This is a genomic window from Candidatus Devosia phytovorans (assembly GCA_029202405.1).
Taxonomy (GTDB): Bacteria; Pseudomonadota; Alphaproteobacteria; order Rhizobiales; family Devosiaceae; genus Devosia; species Devosia phytovorans.
This window is the reverse complement of record CP119312.1, coordinates 1686421-1706488: the sequence shown is the minus strand read 5'-3', so window position 1 is coordinate 1706488 and position 20068 is coordinate 1686421. Positions and strand designations below refer to the sequence as shown.

Annotated in this window: 18 protein-coding genes and 1 pseudogene; 12 read left to right on the top strand and 7 right to left on the bottom strand. The window is 62.1% G+C overall.

Features of this window, described 5'->3' with window-relative positions:
- Positions 1 to 170: 170 nt before the first annotated feature.
- Positions 171 to 1061: a DMT family transporter gene (locus P0Y65_08475; GenBank protein ID WEK06264.1), complete on the bottom strand. Its 891-nt coding sequence runs from the start codon at positions 1059 to 1061 to the stop codon at positions 171 to 173.
- 173 nt (positions 1062 to 1234) lie between these two features.
- Between P0Y65_08475 and P0Y65_08470 the strand changes: the two genes are divergently transcribed.
- Positions 1235 to 2146, top strand: coding sequence for a 5'-methylthioadenosine/S-adenosylhomocysteine nucleosidase (locus tag P0Y65_08470; GenBank protein ID WEK06263.1), 912 nt, complete (start codon positions 1235 to 1237; stop codon positions 2144 to 2146).
- On the opposite strand, the gene purN is transcribed toward P0Y65_08470, so the two are convergent.
- Complete coding sequence (gene purN / locus P0Y65_08465; protein ID WEK06262.1) at positions 2143 to 2730, bottom strand: phosphoribosylglycinamide formyltransferase; 588 nt, start codon at positions 2728 to 2730, stop codon at positions 2143 to 2145. The two genes, P0Y65_08470 and purN, sit on opposite strands and share 4 nt — an antisense overlap.
- Positions 2727 to 3803: a phosphoribosylformylglycinamidine cyclo-ligase gene (purM, locus tag P0Y65_08460; GenBank protein WEK06261.1), complete on the bottom strand. Its 1077-nt coding sequence runs from the start codon at positions 3801 to 3803 to the stop codon at positions 2727 to 2729. The genes purN and purM overlap by 4 nt, the downstream gene beginning before the upstream one ends.
- 152 nt (positions 3804 to 3955) lie before the next feature.
- Between purM and P0Y65_08455 the strand changes: the two genes are divergently transcribed.
- Genes P0Y65_08455 through P0Y65_08440 form a run of 4 tightly spaced genes read left to right on the top strand, consistent with a single transcriptional unit; the run spans position 3956 to position 9437 of the window.
- Complete coding sequence (locus tag P0Y65_08455; protein ID WEK06260.1) at positions 3956 to 5023, top strand: AI-2E family transporter; 1068 nt, start codon at positions 3956 to 3958, stop codon at positions 5021 to 5023.
- Entirely contained in the window at positions 5007 to 5744 is a 738-nt protein-coding gene (locus tag P0Y65_08450; protein WEK06259.1) for a hypothetical protein, read from the top strand. Before P0Y65_08455 ends, P0Y65_08450 begins: the two co-directional genes overlap by 17 nt.
- Positions 5737 to 7905: an RNA degradosome polyphosphate kinase gene (locus tag P0Y65_08445; GenBank protein ID WEK06258.1), complete on the top strand. Its 2169-nt coding sequence runs from the start codon at positions 5737 to 5739 to the stop codon at positions 7903 to 7905. Before P0Y65_08450 ends, P0Y65_08445 begins: the two co-directional genes overlap by 8 nt.
- On the top strand, positions 7902 to 9437 hold the full coding sequence (locus tag P0Y65_08440; GenBank protein WEK06257.1) for a Ppx/GppA phosphatase family protein: 1536 nt from the start codon (positions 7902 to 7904) through the stop codon (positions 9435 to 9437). The genes P0Y65_08445 and P0Y65_08440 overlap by 4 nt, the downstream gene beginning before the upstream one ends.
- Here the strand turns inward: P0Y65_08440 and P0Y65_08435 are convergent.
- The 3 genes from P0Y65_08435 to rnd form a co-directional block, all read right to left on the bottom strand.
- A complete protein-coding gene (locus P0Y65_08435; protein ID WEK06256.1) occupies positions 9409 to 9771 on the bottom strand; it encodes a DUF86 domain-containing protein in 363 nt (120 codons plus the stop codon). The two genes, P0Y65_08440 and P0Y65_08435, sit on opposite strands and share 29 nt — an antisense overlap.
- Positions 9771 to 10052, bottom strand: a complete 282-nt coding sequence (locus P0Y65_08430; GenBank protein ID WEK06255.1) for a nucleotidyltransferase domain-containing protein — start codon at positions 10050 to 10052, stop codon at positions 9771 to 9773. The genes P0Y65_08435 and P0Y65_08430 overlap by 1 nt, the downstream gene beginning before the upstream one ends.
- 70 nt (positions 10053 to 10122) lie before the next feature.
- Positions 10123 to 11292 carry a ribonuclease D gene (gene rnd, locus P0Y65_08425; GenBank protein ID WEK06254.1) on the bottom strand — a complete coding sequence of 390 codons (1170 nt, stop codon included), beginning with the start codon at positions 11290 to 11292 and terminating at the stop codon, positions 10123 to 10125.
- Positions 11293 to 11491: 199 nt separating this feature from the next.
- On the opposite strand from rnd, the gene aspS reads away from it, so the two are divergent.
- On the top strand, positions 11492 to 13279 hold the full coding sequence (gene aspS / locus P0Y65_08420) for an aspartate--tRNA ligase (GenBank protein ID WEK06253.1): 1788 nt from the start codon (positions 11492 to 11494) through the stop codon (positions 13277 to 13279).
- 72 nt (positions 13280 to 13351) lie between these two features.
- Here the strand turns inward: aspS and P0Y65_08415 are convergent.
- Positions 13352 to 13579, bottom strand: a pseudogene (locus P0Y65_08415) (helix-turn-helix transcriptional regulator).
- Between the two features lie 232 nt (positions 13580 to 13811).
- Here P0Y65_08415 and P0Y65_08410 point away from each other — a divergent pair.
- The 6 genes from P0Y65_08410 to P0Y65_08385 all read left to right on the top strand — a co-directional run bounded on the left by P0Y65_08410 (position 13812) and on the right by P0Y65_08385 (position 20010).
- Positions 13812 to 15413 (top strand): EAL domain-containing protein, encoded by a 1602-nt coding sequence (locus P0Y65_08410; protein WEK06252.1) that lies wholly within the window; start codon positions 13812 to 13814, stop codon positions 15411 to 15413.
- Between the two features lie 143 nt (positions 15414 to 15556).
- Positions 15557 to 17842: an NADP-dependent malic enzyme gene (locus P0Y65_08405; protein WEK06251.1), complete on the top strand. Its 2286-nt coding sequence runs from the start codon at positions 15557 to 15559 to the stop codon at positions 17840 to 17842.
- Positions 17839 to 18129, top strand: a complete 291-nt coding sequence (locus tag P0Y65_08400) for a Dabb family protein (GenBank protein ID WEK06250.1) — start codon at positions 17839 to 17841, stop codon at positions 18127 to 18129. The genes P0Y65_08405 and P0Y65_08400 overlap by 4 nt, the downstream gene beginning before the upstream one ends.
- A 215-nt stretch (positions 18130 to 18344) precedes the next feature.
- Complete coding sequence (locus tag P0Y65_08395) at positions 18345 to 18494, top strand: hypothetical protein (GenBank protein WEK06249.1); 150 nt, start codon at positions 18345 to 18347, stop codon at positions 18492 to 18494.
- Between the two features lie 86 nt (positions 18495 to 18580).
- Positions 18581 to 19552 carry a ribose-phosphate pyrophosphokinase gene (locus P0Y65_08390; protein WEK06248.1) on the top strand — a complete coding sequence of 324 codons (972 nt, stop codon included), beginning with the start codon at positions 18581 to 18583 and terminating at the stop codon, positions 19550 to 19552.
- A gap of 59 nt (positions 19553 to 19611) precedes the next feature.
- Complete coding sequence (locus tag P0Y65_08385) at positions 19612 to 20010, top strand: septum formation initiator family protein (protein ID WEK06247.1); 399 nt, start codon at positions 19612 to 19614, stop codon at positions 20008 to 20010.
- The last annotated feature ends 58 nt before the right edge of the window (positions 20011 to 20068 follow it).

Sequence of the window (20068 nt, the reverse complement as noted above, 5' to 3'; positions counted from 1 at the left end):
AGTATCAGGCAATTCCTGCGGTGAGGGCGGCACCGGGTCGACTGGCTGCGGCGGCGCGGGCTCTGGCTGCGGCACGATTTCCGGTACGGGCCGTGGATCGATGTCAGGTCTATTCTGGTTCATGTCGGGCTCCTCAAGGACCCCAACTCTGTGCGCCAGGCCAGGTTCCGTCAGGCCGGAACGCGGTTCCAGATCTTGCGGATGCGGCCATCGATGAACAGCAGCCCGAAAAAGATCACCACCATGCCCAGGATCTGGATCGGCAGCACAGTTTCGCGCAGCACCGTGACACCCAGGATCAGCGCCGAGATTGGCGCGATAAAGGTCGTGGTTGCAAAATTGGTCGCGCCGACGCGTGGCAGGATGCGATACATGATCTGGAACGTGAAGGCCGTCGACAGCAGGCCGATGGCCAAAGCTGCGCCATAGGTTTCGGGGCGCGTCATCACCGGCGCGCCTTCGCTCAGAAAAGCGATCGGCACGGCGATGATCGTGGCCCCGGTCAGTGCGATGGAGGCAAAGGCCGTCGGCTCGACATGCTTGAAGCTGCGCGTGATGTTGAGCGAAATGGCGTAGCAGAGCGTCGCGCCGAGACAGGCCGCAATGGCCCAGAGGTTGGAACTGCCGCCAGCGCTGAGGGCCGGCGAGACCAGGATGGTTGCGCCGACAAAGCCGATGGCGACCCCGGTCATCTTTGTTCGCGAGGCCTTTTCGCCGCCGATCCAGAAATGGGAGATGACCGCGGTCACCATCGGCGTCAGCGCGTTGATGATCGCGGCTACGCCGCTGGCCAGATGCGCCTGGGCAAGGGGAAACAGGGCGAAGGGGATGGCATAGGCGATAATGCCAAGCAGGCCCAGTTGCACCCATAGCTTTGGATCGCGCGGAACCGGTTTGCGCAGCGCGGCCATGACTATCCAGCAGCCCAATGCACCAATGCCGACCCGGAAGGATGTGACCCAGAGTGGGCCGATTTCGCGGATCAGGATCGCGTTGAAAATGAACGAGCAACCCCAGATGGCGCCAAGCAGGATGATCCAGGACCAATCGCGGACAGACATGTGATTCCCCTTCGCAGAGGCCGGACGCTACGCCTCGATGGAACAAAGGTCGAACCGATTTTGACAATGGGCCCGATCAATTTGCGTGATGGGATGCTGCCATGCAGCGCCACCGGCTATTGCCAGAGATCGGCTCGGACTAGCCTGCGACGGTCAATTATGAGGGAAATACAATGACTAAGGGGAATTTGGCCGCAGTGGCGGTAGTTTGCGCCATCTGCGCCACGCCAGCGCTGGCCGCGGAAACGCTGGATACCACGCCACGCATTGCTGTGATGTCGGCCTTTGCACCGGAATGGGTAGCGCTGCAGACCGTCTTGCAGGAGCGCAAGGACTATTCCGTCAATGGCACGACCTTTGCGACCGGCCTGATCGAGGGCAAGCCGGTGGTGCTGTTCCTGACCGGCGTCAGCATGGTCAATGCGGCGATGAACACTCAGGTGGTGCTGGATTCCTTTAACGTGGATAGCATCGTGTTCTCCGGGATTGCGGGCGGTGTCGATCCGGAGCGGCATATCGGCGACGTGATCGTTCCGGCGCAGTGGGGCCAATATCTGGAAGTAATCATGGCGCGCGAGACCGCCGAAGGTGAGTTCACGCCGCCGCCGTTTCTCGAGGCATCGCATGTCAACTACGGCATGATCTTCCCGCAGGAAGTGACGGTTACACGTGCTGACGCAGAACCGGAGAACAAGTTCTGGTTCGCCGTTGACCCGGACTTGCTGGCCGTCGCGGAAAGCGTGGCTGCCGATGTTACGCTGGATGACTGCACGGCCGACAAGGCCTGCCTGACCAGCGCACCCGGCATCCATGTCGGCGGCAATGGCGTGTCCGGCGCGGCCTTCGTCGACAATGCCGCGTTCCGCGAATATGCCTTCGACACCTTCGAAGCGCGCGTGCTGGACATGGAAAGCGCCGCAGTTGCCCATGTCGCCTATGCCAACGGCGTGCCCTTCATCGCCTTCCGTTCGCTGTCCGATCTGGCCGGCGGCGGCGAAGGCGAGAATGAGATGGGCACATTCATGGGTCTGGCATCGGACAATTCGGCCAAGGTCGTCACGGCCTTCATCAAGGCTCTGCCCTAAGGCGCAACAACCTGTCCCGAGGCCAGCAAACGCAGCGCCTCGGGATAGATGCGGTGCTCTTCCACCAGAATGCGATCGGCGAGGGTCTCCGGCGTGTCGCCCGGCAGCACCGGGACTTCGGCCTGGAGGATCGCTGCGCCTTCATCAAGCCCCGGCGTCACGAAATGCACCGTGCAGCCGTGCACCGTGGCGCCATCGGCCAGGGCACGTGCGTGGGTGTCGAGGCCGCGATAGAGCGGCAGCAGGGACGGGTGGATGTTGATCATCTTGCCCTCCCAGCGATTGACGAAATCCTCGCCCAGAATGCGCATGAAGCCGGCGAGGCAGACCAGGTCCACGTCCCAGCTTTCGAGGATCTGGGTCATGACGTCTTCGAACATGTCCCGGCTGGGGAATTTGCTCTGCGCCAGCGAGGCCGTGGCAATGCCTTCTGCCGCCGCGATCTCGAGGCCCGGCGCTGCCGCGCGATTGGACAGGACACCGACGATCTCTGCCGGATAGTCCTCCGCCTTGGCCGCCTTGATCAGCGCCGACATGTTCGAGCCGCGGCCCGAAATCAGGATCGCGACGCGCTTGCGGCTCATAGCGCCAGCTTGCCTTCGAAGGTCACCGGCTCGCCATCGCGCGCCGTCAGCCTGCCGACCACCGAAGCGATCTCGCCGGCTTCGCTCAGATGCGCGACCAGCGTGTCCGCATCTTCCGGCGCAACCGCCACCAGCATGCCAACGCCGCAGTTGAAGGTGCGCAGCATTTCGCGCTCCTCCATGCCACCGGCATGGCTCAGCCAGCCGAAGACCTTCGGCACGGTGATCGCATTGAGGTCGACATGGGCGGCCAGATGGTCGGGCAGCACACGCGGAATATTGTCGATGAAGCCGCCGCCGGTGATATGGGCCAGCGCCTTGATGCCGATGCCAGCCTTGAGGGCGGAAAGCAGCGGCTTCACGTATATGCGCGTCGGCGTCAGCAGCGCTTCGCTGAGTGGCGTGCCGGACTGGAAGGGCGCGTCCATGTACCAGTCGGCGCCCGAGATCTCGACGATCTTGCGCACCAGCGAATAGCCGTTGGAATGCACGCCTGAAGAGGCAATGGCGACCAGCACGTCACCCTCGGCGATGTCGGCGCGAGGCAGCAGCGTGCCGCGTTCGGCCGCGCCCACGGCAAAGCCGGCGAGGTCATAGTCCTTGCCATGATACATGCCCGGCATTTCGGCCGTTTCGCCGCCGATCAACGCGCAGCCGGCGATCCGACAGCCCTCGGCAATGCCATTGACGATGGCCGTGCCCTGTTCGACATCGAGCTTGCCGGTGGCAAAATAGTCGAGGAAGAACAGCGGCTCGGCACCCTGCACGATGATGTCGTTGACGCACATCGCCACCAGGTCCTGCCCGATGGTCGAATGATTGCCCGTATCGATCGCGATCTTGAGCTTTGTACCGACGCCGTCATTGGCCGCCACCAGCACCGGATCGGTAAAGCCGGCAGCCTTGAGGTCGAACAATCCGCCAAAGCCGCCGATCTCGCCATCGGCGCCTGGACGGCGCGTGGAACGAACGGCGGGCTTGATGGCTTCTACCAGCGCATTGCCGGCATCGATGTCGACGCCCGCCTGCTTGTATGAGAGACCGTTTGGTGTCAGGTTTTGCGGATCGGACATTGGCCCCTGTTCCATATGAGGAAAGCGTGCGCAAAAGGCAGAACCGGAAGGCCAAGGCGGTTGCCAATTCCGGAGCCGGAAGCTAGAGGCCTGATAGCTTCTCCACCCAACTGACGCAAGGGCCGCCCGGCACCATGACACTACGAAATCAAGTGCTGATCTGGATTGGGCTGCTGATCGGGCTCGTTCTGGTGCTCTGGCTGTTCCGTGGCATCCTTTTGCCCTTCGTGGTTGGCGTGGCTCTGGCCTATCTGCTCAACCCGCTGGTCAACCAGCTTCAGAAATGGCGGTTCAACCGCGCCTGGGCGACGACCGTGGTGTTGCTCAGCGTGATCACTCTGGTCCTGTCGATCTTTTTCATGTTCGTGCCGTTGATCGGCCAGCAGATTATTGGCCTCATCCAGCGCCTGCCGGGTTATGTGGCGGACCTGCAGGCCCTGTTCGCCCGCTGGTCGCCTGAAATCACCGAGTGGCTTGGCCCTGAACGTGCTGCACAGCTGCAGACCAGCCTCAATGATCTGGCCCGCCAGGCCCTTGGCTTCATCGCTACCATCCCAGGCGAACTGGTCAATATCGGCCTGACCGGCGCAACCGTCATCGGCTTCATCGTGCTGACGCCCGTCATCTCCTTCTATCTCCTGCTCGACTGGGAAGGCATGGTGGCTGGCATCGACAGCCTGCTTCCCCAGGAGCACAAGGGCGAGATCCAGTCTGTCCTGCGCGACATCGACAAGTCCATGGCCGGCGTGATCCGCGGGCAGGGCGGTGTCCTGCTGCTCGATGCTGCCTTCTACGCCACCGCGCTCAGCCTGATCGGGCTCAATTTCGGCCTCGTCGTCGGCCTGATGGCAGGCCTGTTGAGCTTTGTGCCCTTCGTCGGCTTCATCTTCGGCTTCGGCCTCTCGGTCGGTATCGCCCTGGTCCAGTTCTGGCCGAACTGGTGGATGGTCGTGCTCGTCGGCGGTATCTTCCTGTTCTGGCAGTTCATCGAGGGCAATATTCTCTATCCCAAGCTGGTTGGCTCGGCGATTTCGATCAATCCGGTCTGGATGATGTTTGCCCTCCTGGCACTCGGCGCGCTCTTCGGCTTCGTCGGCCTGCTGCTGGCCGTGCCCATGGCCGCGATTGCCTCGGTCCTGGTTCGCTATGCCGTGCGCAAATACAAGGAAAGCGCGCTCTATCTCGGTCGCAATGGTGGCTCCGGTGGCAGCGCCATCTGATAGCGAGCTCGCCAGGGGCCAGTTGCCGCTCGAACTGGGTCATGTCACGGCCCAGGGCGAAGCTGACTTCATGGTGGGCGAGGGCAATGAATTGGCCTACGGGCGCATCATGGCTTTCCCCCACTGGCCCGATCCGATCACCCTGCTCACCGGCCCGGCAAAATCGGGCAAGTCGCACCTGTCCCGCATCTTTGCCGACCGCAGTCACGCGCTGTTTGCGGGCGTCGATGACCTGGAGGATCTGGCCACCCACGGCGGCACGGCACCGCTGATCGTCGAGGATGTCGATCGCCTGGGCTATGACGAACCCGGCCTCTTTCACCTGCTCAACCAGTCTATGCGCGAACAGCGGCCGCTTCTGCTCACCGCGCGGGAAGACGTTGCGAATTGGCCGCTGACCACCGATGATGTGCGCTCGCGTATCCGCCGCGCGACGGCCTTCACCCTGGACCTGTCCGATGACATTCAATTGTCACAGATGTTCGTGAAATTATTCGGAGATCGCCAGATCATGGTGGATCCGAAGACCATTGGCTACCTGGTCGCCCGCATGGAACGATCGACCGAGGAAGCGGTGATTCTGGCCGATCTGATGGATCGCCTGGCCTTGGCCAAGGGCACCGCCATCACCCGCAGCATAGCCGCCGACGCGCTGGACCGCAGGCGGGTGGCACGCGGCGAAGCGATTGACGAACAGGACTGGGACACCGACGATGAATGAGCTGAGCGAGTTCGCCGATACCGAAGCTTCGGTTCCTGATGTCGAGGCGCTGCGCAAGAGCCCGGCGCGCTTCGTCAATCGCGAGGTCAGCTGGCTGCAGTTCAACATGCGCGTGCTCGAGGAAGCCGGCAATGCCGCCCATCCGCTGCTCGAACGCCTGCGCTTCGTTTCCATCTCGGCCAATAATCTCGACGAATTCTATATGGTCCGCGTCGCGGGCCTCAAGGGTCAGATGCGCGCCGGCCTCTCCAAGCTCAGTGCCGACGGATTGACCCCGGCCGAGCAGCTCGAAGAGATCGCCACGCTGGCCCAGCACCTCCAGCTTGAGCAGCAGGACCACTGGCAGAGCCTGCGTGAAGAGCTGTTCGAGCAGAATGTGGTCATCCACGAGGCCGACGACCTCACGGCCGACCAGATCGACTATCTGCAGAAGCTGTTCCGCGAGGAGATCTTCCCGGTCCTGACGCCCATCGCTGTCGATCCGGCGCATCCGTTTCCGTTCATCCCCAATCTCGGCCTCGCGCTGGCCTTCGAGCTCAAGCGCCCCGATACCGATATTCCGCTCACCGCCCTGGTGCGCATTCCCGGCAATCTTGACCGCTTCATCAACCTGCCCAGCGGCCTCGTCTCCGAAGGCCGCAGTGAGGTCGTGACCATCGATACGCTGGTCAAACTCTTCTTCCACAAGATGTTCCCCGGCCATGAAGTCGTCGGCTCGGGCGCCTTCCGTGTCATTCGCGACAGCGAAATCGAAATCGACGACGAGGCGGCCGATCTGGTGGTGGAATTCGAGACCGCCCTGCGCCAGCGTCGCCGCGGCCAGGTGATCCGCCTCGAAATCGAAGGCTCCATGACCCGTGCCCTCAAGCGCCAGATTGGCGAACAGCTCGGCGTCAAGGAAGGCGACGTCTTCGAGGTGCAGGGCTTCCTCGGCCTGGCCGATGCCCGAAAAGTCTGCGACGTCGACCGCCCCGACCTCAAGTTCACGCCCTATCACGCCCGCTTCCCAGAGCGCATCCGTGACTATAGCGGCGACAGCTTTGCCGCCATCCGCGCCAAGGACATTCTGGTCCATCACCCGTTCGAAAGCTTTGACGTCGTCGCGCAATTCCTCATGCAGGCGGCCCGTGATCCGGACGTCGTCGCCATCAAGCAGACGCTCTATCGCACCTCTGCCGACAGCCCGATCATCAAGGCGCTGGTGCTTGCCGCCGAGGCGGGCAAGTCAGTGACCTGTCTGGTCGAGCTCAAAGCCCGTTTCGACGAAGAGGCCAATATCCGCTGGGCGCGCGACCTCGAGCGGGCAGGGGCCCAGGTGGTCTTCGGTTTCATCGAGCTCAAGACACACGCCAAGCTCAGCCAGGTGGTGCGCCGCGAAAAGGGCAAGCTGGTCAGCTACTGCCACATCGGCACGGGCAATTATCACCCGATCACCGCCAAGATTTACACCGACCTCAGCTATTTCACCATCGACCCGGCGATCACCCGCGACGTCGCCCGCGTGTTCAATTTCATCACCGGCTATGCCCGCCCGACCGAGCTCGAAACCATTGCAGTCTCGCCGGTCAACCTGCGCGAGACCCTGCTCGACAGCATTGCCCGCGAGATGGAATTTGCCCGCAATGGCCAGCCGGCCAGCATCCTGCTCAAGATGAACTCGCTGGTCGATCCCGCCACCATCGACGCGCTCTACGACGCCAGCCAGGCGGGCGTGAAGGTTGATCTCATCGTCCGCGGCATCTGCTGCCTGCGGCCCGGCATTCCCGGTTTCTCGGATAATATCCGCGTCAAATCGGTGGTTGGCCGCTTCCTTGAACACAGCCGCATCTATTGTTTCGGCAATGGTGAGGCCATGCCCAACCCACGCGCCACGGTCTATATTTCCTCCGCCGACCTGATGGGCCGCAATCTCGATGGCCGCGTTGAAGTCATGGTGCCAATTCTCAACAGGACCGTGCATAAGCAGATCCTCGACCGGATTCTGGTTGCCTATCTGCGCGACAACCAGCAGAGCTGGGAAGTGCTGCCCGATGGCAGCTCGCACCGCATGCGTGTCGCCGATGGGGAGGAACCCTTCAACGCGCATGACTATTTCATGACCAACCCCTCGCTGTCCGGTCGCGGCAGCGCTGGTGGGGTCGATGATGAGGGTCTCGCTTGAATCAGTTCTGGGGCGTCGATGCGGATCCAACCGCGCAAGGCCGCATCAAGGGCGCCAAACCCGTTGCCGTGCTGGATATCGGATCAAACTCGGTCCGCCTGGTGGTCTATGAGCGCCATGCGCGTGCCCTGACGCCGCTCTATAACGAAAAGTCCGCCTGTGCCCTGGGCCGCGGCGTCGGCCAGACCGGCCGCCTCGCCGAAGCCAACATGGCCCAGGCGCTCGACGCCATCAAACGCTTCGCCCTTGTCGCGCGCATGATGCGTGTCGGCAAGGTGCATGTTCTGGCGACCTCTGCCGTCCGCGACGCCGCCAACCGCCAGGAATTCGTCGATGCCGTCGAGGCGCTGATGGAGACCAAGGTCAATGTGCTCAGCGGCGAACAGGAAGCCCATTTTGCCGCACTCGGTGCCGTGGCCGGCATTCCCGGCTTTGCCGGTGTCGTCGGCGATCTGGGCGGCGGCAGCCTTGAATTGTCGAGCATCCGTAACGGCGCTGATACCGATGGCGCCTCCTTCGAACTCGGCGTCATCCGCCTTCAGGACGACAGCAATGGCTCGCCCACCAAGGCTGCCGGCATCGTTCGCGACCAGATGGTCAAGGCCGGGCTGGACAGGATCGACAAGGGCCAGTCCTTCGTTGCCATCGGCGGCACCTGGCGCTCGCTGGCCAAGCTGCACCAGATCGTCAAGGGCTACCCGCTGCACATGGTGCAGAACTACGTCGTCCCGGCCGACGACATGATCGCCTTCTGCAACGCCATCATCGGCGCCAGCTCTCTCAAGGGCTATGAAGGCTCCGAAAATGTCAGTTCATCGCGCCGCGAACTCGTGCCCTTCGGCGCGGCCGTGCTTGCCGAAGTCCTCAAGGCCGGCAATTTCGCCGACGTGGTCTTCTCGGCGCTCGGCGTCCGTGAAGGCTATCTCTATGGCCTGCTCGACAAGCGCGAACAGGCAATCGACCCGCTGATCCAGGGCGCCGAGGAACTCTCCGTTCTGCGCTCACGCTCGCCCTCCCATGCCAACGACCTGATCGAATTCACCGGCAAGTTCCTGGCTGCCTCCGGCGCCGCAGAGACGGCCGATGAGGAACGCCTGCGCAACGTTGTCTGCCTGCTCTCCGACATCGGTTGGCGTTCGCATCCTGACTATCGCGGCCCGCAGAGCGTCGATGCCGTCGCCTATAGCTCGCTCAGCGGCGTCGACCACCCCGGTCGGGCGTTTCTGGCTCAGGTCATCGCCATCCGCTATGACGGCCTCAAGAGCAAGACGGCCGCCCCGCTGGCGCCATTGGGCTCGGCCGAACTTACCGCGCGGGCCCGCCTGATCGGCGCGCTCTTCCGCGTTGCCTATCCGATGACCGCCGCCATGCCCGGCATCCTGCCGCGCATCCGCTTCGACATCCATGGCGATGCGCTTTCGCTGGTCCTGCCCAATGACATGGCCTTCCTCAGCGGCGAACACCTGCGCGGCCGGCTGGACCATTTCGCCAATGTGGCGGGGTTCAAGTCGTCGGATGTGAAGGTGGAATAGCGGCCATCATGGCGTCAATGGCGGCTTCGAGCGGATCGAGGTCGTTAGTATAGATCGCCCACAGAGCCTTGAGGCTGGTGCGATGATAGGCATGGCGCAGGAGATTGCCGATCGACGCGATGTCGTGCCAGGGAATGTCTTGGCCGTAGGCCTTCTTGAGGTCATCTGGGATGCTTTTTGATGCTTCGCTTATGATCTCGATAGCGCGCTCAAAAGCCAACCGCGGTACGCGACTCTCTTCAACGACATCCATGGTTAGACCGCACACAGCATCGTGGACGTCGTTGATCGCTGTTTTGATATGCAACAGTCGGTCACGGGTCGTCACGACCATCAGAACACCTCGACCGCTTCTTCGAGAACGCGGTCCACGAATTCCTCCGGAGCATCATCTCGAACCACGACGCTGGATTCCAGTCCTGTAGCGTCAAGGATCCGGTTATAAACGCCTGCCATGTCGATAAGAGAGAACTTCCGGCTGCGATCGACATCGATCAGAACATCGACATCGCTGTCGGTGCGATTGTCACCGCGAGCGCGGGAGCCGAAGAGCTGCAAATGAACGACGCCGTCGCGCTCCAGTATCGGCCGGAGCGCGGCCAGTTCTTTCAGCAACAGTTCGCGGCCAATGTCTCGCATCCGGCAATAATATCATCGCGGCGCAACATTGCCAATTCAGGCTAAACTACTCAGCCGGAACCGTATCCTTCACAGCGATCTCGATGACGCCCTGGCGCGTCGCCACCAGGCCGATTCGACCATGCTTGATATCGAGTGCCTTTTCGCCAAACAGCTTGCGGCGCCAGCCCTTGAGGGCCGGGACGTCGGCATCGTCATCGAGCACCAGCGCATCGATCTCGTCCGAGGTCGCTAGAATGCGGGCGGCAACGCCATGCTGCTCGGCGACCGATTTCAGCAGCACGCGGATCAGGTCACCCACGGCGCCCTTGGGCGAGGGGCCGCGATAGCGCTCCGGCATGGTCGGCAGTTCCGCCTTGCCCAGTGCTTCCACATCCTTGAGCAGCGCCATGATCTCGGCTGCAGCCGAAGACCGGCCGAAACCGCGCGGCACGGCGCGGAGCTTTTCGAAGGCGTCTGGCGTGAGCGGGCGCTGCTGCGCCAGTTCGAACAGCACATCGTCCTTGAGCACGCGGCTGCGCGGCTGGTCGCCATCCTGCGCCCGCTTCTCGCGCCAGGCGGCAAGCTTTTTGAGCGCCGCCAGGTCGCGCGGACGATTGATCTTCATCTTGAGCCGTTCCCAGGCGTGCTCGGGCTGAATCACATAGGTGTCGATGCTGCGCAGCACGCCCAGCTCGTCCTCGACCCAGTCCCAGCGCTTGGTTGCGTCCACCTGCTTGCGCAATTCGCGATAGATGTCGCGCAGATGCGTCACGTCGGCCAGCGCATAGAGACGCTGCTTTTCGGTCAGCGGCCGCGCCGACCAGTCGGTGAAGCGGGATGACTTGTCGAGTTCGACATTGGTGATGGAGCGGACGAGATTGTCATAGGAGACGCTGTCGCCAAAACCGCAGACGCTGGCCGCGATCTGGGTATCGAAAATATTGACCGGCACCTTGCCCGTCAGCTTGACGAAGATTTCGATGTCCTGTCGGGCTGCATGGAACACCTTGGTGATGTTCGGGTTCGCCAGCAGGTCGAAGAAACTGGACATGTCGAGGCCCGGCGCCAGCGGATCGATGAGCACGGCTTCGTCGTCAGTGGCCGCCTGGATCAGGCACAGCTTGGGCCAGTAGGTGGTCTCGCGCAGGAATTCGGTATCGACAGTTACAAAGTCAAAATTGGCAGCGCGCTCGCAGAATGCCGCGAGCACATCCGTGGAAATAATCAGGTCCATACCGGCGTCCGTCTCAAAATCGTCAATATTCTTCCTAGCAGGTGCAGCCCTTTCACTCCATACCGGAATTTGGTCAGCCGATTTCTCAGCTTGCGGCGCGCCAATCGCAATGCGCTCCCGTAACCCGCTCACCTTGACAAGCGGGACCTCTCATGCGCTTTTCCCGCCCAAGATTCAGGCCTTTTTCAGAGTTCCGACCATGACCTCACATCGCTACCGCTCGCACACCTGCGGAGCCCTTACTGCTCAGGACGCCGGCCAGACCGTCCGTCTCAGCGGCTGGGTGCATCGCATCCGCGACCATGGCGGCCTGCTGTTCATCGATCTGCGCGACCACTATGGCGTGACCCAGGCCGTCATCGACCCCGATTCTCCTGCCTTTGCGCAGGCCGAAAAGGTGCGCTCGGAATGGGTGCTTCGCATCGACGGCGAGGTGAAGCTCCGTGACGCCTCGGCCGTAAACCCCAATCTGCCCACTGGCACGATCGAAATCTTCATCCGCGAGATCGAAGTGCTCTCGGCGGCCAAGGAACTGCCGCTGCCCGTGTTCGGCGATCAGGAATATCCCGAGGACGTCCGTTTGCGCTACCGCTTCCTCGACCTGCGCCGCGAGAAGCTGCATGCAAACCTGGTCAAGCGCACCAAGGTGATTGCCGCCATGCGCGCCGGCATGACCGAGCAGGGCTTTGCCGAATATTCGACGCCGATCCTGACTGCGTCGTCGCCCGAAGGCGCGCGCGACTTCCTCGTGCCGTCGCGCATCCATCCCGGCAAGTTCTTTGCCCTGCCGCAGGCGCCCCAGCAGTACAAGCAGTTGCTGATGGTCGCCGGTTTTGACCGCTACTTCCAGATCGCGCCCTGCTTCCGCGACGAAGATCCGCGCGCCGATCGCCTGCCGGGTGAATTTTACCAGCTCGACCTGGAAATGAGCTTCGTCACCCAGGAAGACGTCTGGAACACGATGACCCCAATCATCACCGACATTTTCGAGCAGTTCGCCGACGGCAAGCGCGTCACCAAGGATTGGCCGCGCATTCCCTATGACACGGCGATCCGCAAATATGGTTCCGACAAGCCCGACCTGCGCAACCCGATCGAGATCCAGGGCGTCACCGAGCATTTCGCCGGTTCCGGCTTCAAGGTCTTCGCCAACCAGATCGAAGCCGATTCCAAGGTCGAGGTCTGGGCTATCCCAGCCAAGAACAAGGCCGGGGCCGAACCGATCGGCCGCGCCTTCTGTGACCGCATGAACGCCTGGGCGCAGGGCGAAGGCCAGCCGGGACTTGGCTACATCTTCTTCAAGGAAGGGCAGGGCTCGGGCCCGATCGCCAAGAACATCGGCGAAGAGCGCACCGCCGCCCTCAAGGCCCAGCTTGGCCTTGATGATGGCGACGCCGTCTTCTTTGTCGCCGGTCGTCCTGAAAAATTCTACAAATTCGCCGGCGAAGCCCGCACCAAGGTCGGTACCGACCTGAACCTGGTCGATACCGAACAGTTCGCCCTGTGCTGGATCGTCGACTTCCCCTTCTACGAATGGAGCGAAGAGGAAAAGCGCCTCGACTTCGCGCACAACCCCTTCTCCATGCCGCAGGGCGGGATCGACGCGCTCAACAGCCAGGACCCGCTGACCATCAAGGCCTATCAGTATGATGCGGTCTGCAATGGCTATGAAATCGCCTCCGGCTCGATCCGTAACCAATTGCCCGACACCATGGTCAAGGCCTTCGAATTGACCGGCAAGACCCGCGACGAGGTCGAGGAACAGTTTGGTGGCCTCTATCGCGCCTTCCAGTATGGCGCTCCGCCACACGGCGGCGCAGCCTTCGGCGTCGATCGTATCGTCATGCTGATCTGCGGCGTGCAAAACCTGCGCGAGATCACGGCCTTCCCGATGAACCAGCAGGCCGAAGACCTGCTGATGGGCGCGCCGAGCCCGGCTGCCCCCAAACAGCTGCGCGAGCTCAGCCTCCGCCTCAACGTCCAGTAGTCACTGGCGCCAAGACACAACAAAGGCGGCCCCGGTAACGGGGCCGCCTTTTATATTTGGGAGGTCAGGGCCTTAGCCCGCCATGCTCAGGTTGCTGTCCGGCTGCTCGCTGCGCTGGCGGGGTTTCCAGTCGCGGCAACGGATGCACAGATCCACCACATTGGTGGCATGGATCTTGTCCATGATATGCAGGCGATGCACTTCCACGGTGCGCGGAGAAATGCCGAGCAGGCTGCCAATGCCTTTATTGGTATTGCCCTGCAAGATGAGGCTCAAGACCTCTTCTTCACGAGGAGTCAGTTGTGGGTCCAACACAGTCTTCGTTTCCATGCGCCCGCGTTCCATGGAAAAGCTTAGCCCAAACACGCAGCTTTACTATCGTCGATAGTACCTAGGTATTTTTGACAGGGTGCGGCACAATTTGGCTGCAAGCAGAAAATCGGCCATTTCCAATCGCTTAATCAGCGTTAATGATCCGTTAAATGCTCAAGCGTACCGGTAGGACGTCGGAAGACTGTCCCGGATTCGCGTTGTGAAGTCGAAATATTCCCACGTTCTGACGTTGATAGGCGCGATCCTCGCTTTCGTGCCCATCGTCGCTGTGGACTATCTGCTCGACACCTATGTGCGGGCCCGCGAAGAAACCACGCGCAGCCAGTTTGTTGGCGCGGTCAGCGCCCAGATCCAGACCGGCACCAATGACGCGATCGCGGCCCTGCGACGCGTCATCGCCGACAGTCCCTCCCTTTGCACGCCGACCTTCGTGGCCAATGTCCAGGCCGAGATTGAGGGCAGCCTCAACCTGCGACAGGTGCTCGTGGAAAATGCCGACGGCGTGCAATATTGCGACGCCATCGGCCGCACCGTGACCTATTCGCCGCTCTCCGCCAGCCTGCCCATTCCGGGCCAGACCGAAACCATCACCGTTGTGCAGCTCGGCGATATGGCCGTGCCGGCGCTCAAGATCACCCAGGCCTTCGGCCAGACCCGTCGCGTCTCCGCCTTCATCCCGCTGATTGGCCAGACGCCCAATGCCCTGGCCCAGACCATGCCGCGCGCTGCCGCCATGCGCGTCCAGCTCACCAATGGCACGACCGTCCTCACCATCGGCGACACCGCGCTCCTCGACCGTCAGGACGACAAGGGCGACTATATCTATGCCCAGGGCTTTGCCGGCGAATTGCCCATCAAGGTCGAGTCGGCCGTTCCCTTCGCCATGGCGCGCGCCGCCTATGCCGATCTAGACGTCAGCTTTACCGTCATTGCCTGCATCATGAGCGGCGCCTTCCTGCTGCTGTCGTTGAACTATGTCCGCCGCTCGCGCGTCCCCGCCTTCGATCTCGAACGCGCCATCGCCCGCGGTGAAATCAAGCCCTACTACCAGCCGGTCATCAACCTGCGCACGGGCCAGCTGATGGGCTGCGAAGTCCTCTGCCGCTGGGAAAAGAAGAAGGGCGTGGTCGTTCCGCCCGGCGCCTTCATCGACTATGCCGAGGTGACGGGCCTCGCCATTCCCATGACCCTGTCACTGATGCAGCAGGTGAGGCAGGACCTGGGCGACCTCTGCGTCATGATGCCGGAGATCAAGATCTCCATCAATCTGTTCGAAGGCCACTTCCGCGACGACAGCATCGTGGAAGACGTCCAGGCCATCTTCGGCAATTCCAAGATCGGCATGCGCCAGCTCGTCTTCGAAATCACCGAACGCCATCCGCTCGGCAACTCGGCCGTGGCCAATAGCGTCATTGCGGGCCTGCATGCCCTGGGCTGCAAGCTGGCGCTCGACGACGCCGGCACCGGCCACTCGAACCTGGCCTATATCGGCACCCTGGGCGTCGACATCATCAAGATCGACCGCGTCTTCGTCGACATGGTCAAGCCCGGCACCACCCAGGTTCCCGTGCTCGATGGTCTCATCGTCATGGCCAAGGACATGGATTGCGAAATCGTCGCCGAGGGTGTCGAGACCGAAGAGCAGGCGATTTACCTGCGCGCCCGCGGCGTCGTTCAGGCCCAGGGCTTCATCTTTGCGCCGGCCCTCAAGGTTGGCGCCTTCCGCGAACTGGCAACCGCCTTGCACGCAACCCATGAGCCCCGCAGCCGCATTCAGAATATCGTCGCCAGCGCAGCCTGAGGCTATCGCCCGCGCAGTGTGACCCATTCTCCAGTTTAGTTGCCCCCATGCCGACTTAAACCCTTTCCATTGCCGTGGTTTGGTGGCACCAACGCAACCTCTGTTAGTCTTGCCGCCGGTTGAGGGCGGACAAGGAGGATTGTGTGACGACCGACGTCAATGAACAGCGCAAGGCCCTGCGGGAAGCGGCGCTGCATTTCCACGAATTCCCCAAGCCGGGCAAGCTCGAAATCGTGCCGACCAAGCCGCTTGGCAATCAGCGCGATCTGGCCCTGGCCTATTCCCCGGGCGTCGCTGCGCCCTGCGAGGAAATCGCCGAGTTCCCGGAAGCCGTCTCTCGTTACACCTCCCGCCAGAACCTGGTTGCCGTCATCTCCAACGGCACGGCCGTTCTGGGCCTGGGCAATATCGGTGCACTGGCGTCCAAGCCGGTGATGGAAGGCAAGGCCGTCCTCTTCAAGAAATTTGCCGGCATCGACGTCTTCGATCTCGAGATCGATGAAATCGACCCCACGAAGTTCATCGACGCCGTCGCGCCGCTCTGGCCGACCTTTGGCGGCATCAATCTCGAGGACATCCGCGCTCCCGACTGCTTCGAGATCGAGGAAACCCTGCGCGAGCGCATGCCGATCCCGGTCTTCCACGACGACCAGCATGGCACGGCCATCATCGTCGGCGCCGCCGTCCTCAATGGTCTCGAGCTCAAGGGCAAGAAGATCGACGAGGTCAAGATCTGCGCCTCCGGGGCAGGGGCCGCGGCGATCGCCTGCCTCAACGTCCTCGTTGCCCTGGGTGCAAAGCACGAAAACATCTGGGTCGCCGACAAGGATGGCCTCGTCACGCACAAGCGCAATGACATCAACGACAAGTGGCGCGGCCAGTATCGCCGCACCTCCGAGGCCACGACGCTTGCCGAAGTCATCGACGGCGCCGACGTCTTCCTGGGCCTTTCAGCAGCCGGCGCGCTCAAGCCCGAAATGCTGCTCAAGATGGCGCCCAAGCCGCTGATCCTGGCGCTGGCCAATCCCAATCCCGAGATCACCCCTGAACTGGCCAAGGCCACGCGCCCCGACGCCATGATCTGCACCGGCCGTTCGGACTATCCCAATCAGGTCAACAACGTCCTCTGCTTCCCCTTCATCTTCCGTGGTGCGCTCGACGTCAGCGCCACCACCATCAATGAAGAGATGAAGCTGGCCGCGGTGCGCGCCATCGCCAAGCTGGCGCACGAGCCGGGTCTGGAAGTTTCCCCGTCCGGCGCGCCGGCGGTCTTTGGCCCCGACCATATCATCCCCAATCCCTTCGATCAGCGCCTGATCCTGCGCATCGCCCCGGCCGTGGCTCGTGCCGCCATGGAATCGGGCGTCGCCAAGAAGCCGATCACCGACTGGAACGCCTACCAGGACAGCCTCAACCGCTTCGTTTTCCGTTCGGGTCTGGTGATGAAGCCGATCATCGATCGCGCCCAGGGTCAGAACAAGCGCATCGCCTTTGCCGATGGCGAAGACGAACGCGTGCTGCGTGCCACCCAGGTCCTGCTCGAAGAGCGCATCGCCAAAGCCATCCTGATCGGCCGCCCGGCGGTCATCGAGCAGCGCATCGAGCGCTTCGGCCTCAACCTGCGCCCCGGTGTGGACTTCGAGGTCATCAATCCCGAAGACGATCCGCGCTACCGCGACTATGTGAGCCTCTTCCACTCGCTGGTCGGGCGCGATGGCGTCACCCCCGACACCGCCCGTCAGGTCGTTCGCACCAATACCACCGTCATCGGTGCCCTGGCCGTCAAGCGCGGCGACGCCGATGGCCTGATCTGCGGCCTGCAGGGTCGCTACATCAAGCATGTCCGCGACATCCGCTCGGTCATCGGCCTGCAGGACGGCGTTTCCGACGTCTCGGCCCTGTCCATGCTGATCATGCCGCGTGGCGCCTTCTTCCTGGCCGACACCTATGTCAATCCGGACCCGACGGCCGATGAGATCGTCGGCATTGCCCTGCAGGCCCGCGACCACCTCAAGCGCTTCAACATCGAAGCCAAGGTCGCGCTGCTGAGCTATTCCAACTTTGGCTCGCGCGACGGCGACAGCGCCCTCAAGATGCGTGAAGCCTATACCAGGCTCAAGGCCATCGCCCCGAGCCTGATCGTTGAAGGCGAAATGCAGGGTGATCTGGCGCTCAACCAGGATCTGCGCGAACGCTACATTCCTGACAGCGTGCTGGGTGGCGAAGCCAACCTGCTGATCTTCCCAAATCTGGACGCGGCCAACCTGTCGATGACGCTGCTCAAGGAAATGAACAACGCTTTGGCTGTCGGTCCCATCCTGATGGGTCCGAAGTCGCCGGCCCATATCCTGGCGCCCTCGACCACCAGCCGCGGCATCGTCAACATGGCCGCCATCGCCGCCACCGAATCGATCGGAAGCGAAGCATGATCCGCCACACCGTCGTCTTCACGCTCAAGCATGTTGCCGGTTCGGCGGAGGAGGGCGCCTTCCTCCGCGATGCCCAGGTGCTGGCCGCCATTCCCAGCGTCGAAAAATTCGAACAGCTCCGCCAGGTCAGCCCCAAGAACGACTATGCCTTCGGCTTCTCGATGGAATTTGCCGACCAGGCCGCCTACACGGGCTATAATGACCATCCCGATCACGTGGCTTTCGTGCGGGATCGCTGGGTGCCCGAAGTCGAGAAATTCCTCGAAATCGACTACACCGCGCTCTGATCGAAGCGAACAAGACAGCTATTCACAGGGCCTCGCAATTTCTGTTGCGGGGCCCTTTGTCTGATAGCGATGCCAGATCAATGGCTTGGCTAACGTAGCCTCAGGGCGCAAAAAATAGCGTCGTCAGATCTGCCGATGTCGGCCACGCTTCCGCTCGTATTTACTCGTTCCACTACTGCGCGGCGCAGCAGAATCGGACGAGTGTAGTGGAGCGCGTGTTTCAGCTTTTCGAGTCCCTGGGCTATCCCACGCGCGGCACCAATTGGCTGCGAAACAGGCGTGGCTGGGTCATCATCATGCTCGCCGTCTTGTCCTGGCTCCCCCTGCTGGCGATTGCCACCATTCTCCTCAAACTGTTCGGCTGATCCTCCACCTTCCGATGTCGCTTGTCCGCCTTCTGGCCGCGTGCTAGATGGCCGCCATCGCCCACCGGAGTACCGAGGATGCGTCCATGAACCAGATTGCTGTGTTCGGTGGCAGTGCGCATCCGCAATTGGCACAGGACATTTGCACCCAGCTCGGTGTGCCGCTCCAGCCAACACGGCTCAAGCGCTTTTCCAATGATTGTATCGAGGTCCAGCTTCAGGCCAATTGCCGCGAGCAGGATGTTTTCCTGATCCAGACATTGAGCGCGCCGGTCCAGGATCATCTGGTCGAATTGCTGCTGATGCTCGACGCCGCCCGCGGCGCTTCGGCATCGCGCATCACCGCCGTTATCCCCCATTATTCCTATGCGCGCTCCGACAAGAAAGATGCGCCCCGCATTTCCATCGGTGGGCGACTGGTCGCCGATCTGCTCAAGACCGCCGGCGCTGATCGCGTCCTGACCATGACGCTGCATTCCCCGCAGGTGCATGGCTTTTTCAGCGTGCCGGTCGATCATCTGCATGCGCTGAGCGAGCTCGCCCAGTATTTCCAGCGCAACGACCTCTCCAATGCCGTCGTCGTCTCGCCAGATCTCGGTAATGCCAAGACAGCTGCCGCCTTCGCCAGACGCCTGGGCACGCCGGTCGCAGCCGGTGCCAAGGAACGGATCAGCGACACCGAAGTGCGGATCAGCGCCATTATCGGCGAGGTCGCGGGCAGGGACGTCATTATTCTCGACGATGAGATTGCCAGCGGCGGTTCAATGATCGAACTGCTGCGCCATCTGCGCGCCAGCGGCGCCCGAACCATCCGCATCGCTTGTACCCATGGAATCTTCGCTGGTGATGCCCTGCAACGCCTCGCCGCCGAGCCCGACCTGACCGAAATCGTCTGCACCGATACGCTGCCGATCGCGCAGGAGCGGATGGTCGAAAAGCTGCGCGTCCTTTCCGTTGCGCCTGCCCTGGCCGAAGCCATGCGACGCATCAACAGCGGTGAGTCGGTGAGCGCACTTTTCCACGATGGCCCACGCACAGAGCTTGTTGCGGCCGAGTAGCGAAACCCGGCGTTAAGTCATTGTCAGGCATGGTATCGGCGTTCAGCCACGGTTTGCCCATGTCCACCCGCCTCAAACGTCCTGCCATCTGGCGCCCACTGGCCATGACCGTGGCATTGCTTGGATTTCAGGGCTATCTCGGTTTCTCGGCCATCGATGGGCAGTTCGGCATCGAGAATCGGACCCAGATCCTGCTCGACATCGATCAGCTCAAGGCGCGTTCGGCCGCACTGCAGGCAGAGATCGATGTTTATCGTCACCGTGCGACGCTGATGGATACACGCCGGCTCGATCCTGATATCGTCACCGAGCGCGCCCGCGCCCTGTTGAACATGGCCAATGCCGACGACGTCATCGTCATGGTCGATCCGGCGACAGGTAAACCGCTTTCTGGTAAATTTGAGGAATTAGCCGCAGATCAGTTAACTGATCTTTTGCGTGCAGATTCAATCCTCTAGCGCTGTTCCGTTCGAGCGCACGGGCATTGCTTTCTGCCGATGGCTTGAAGTATGTTAC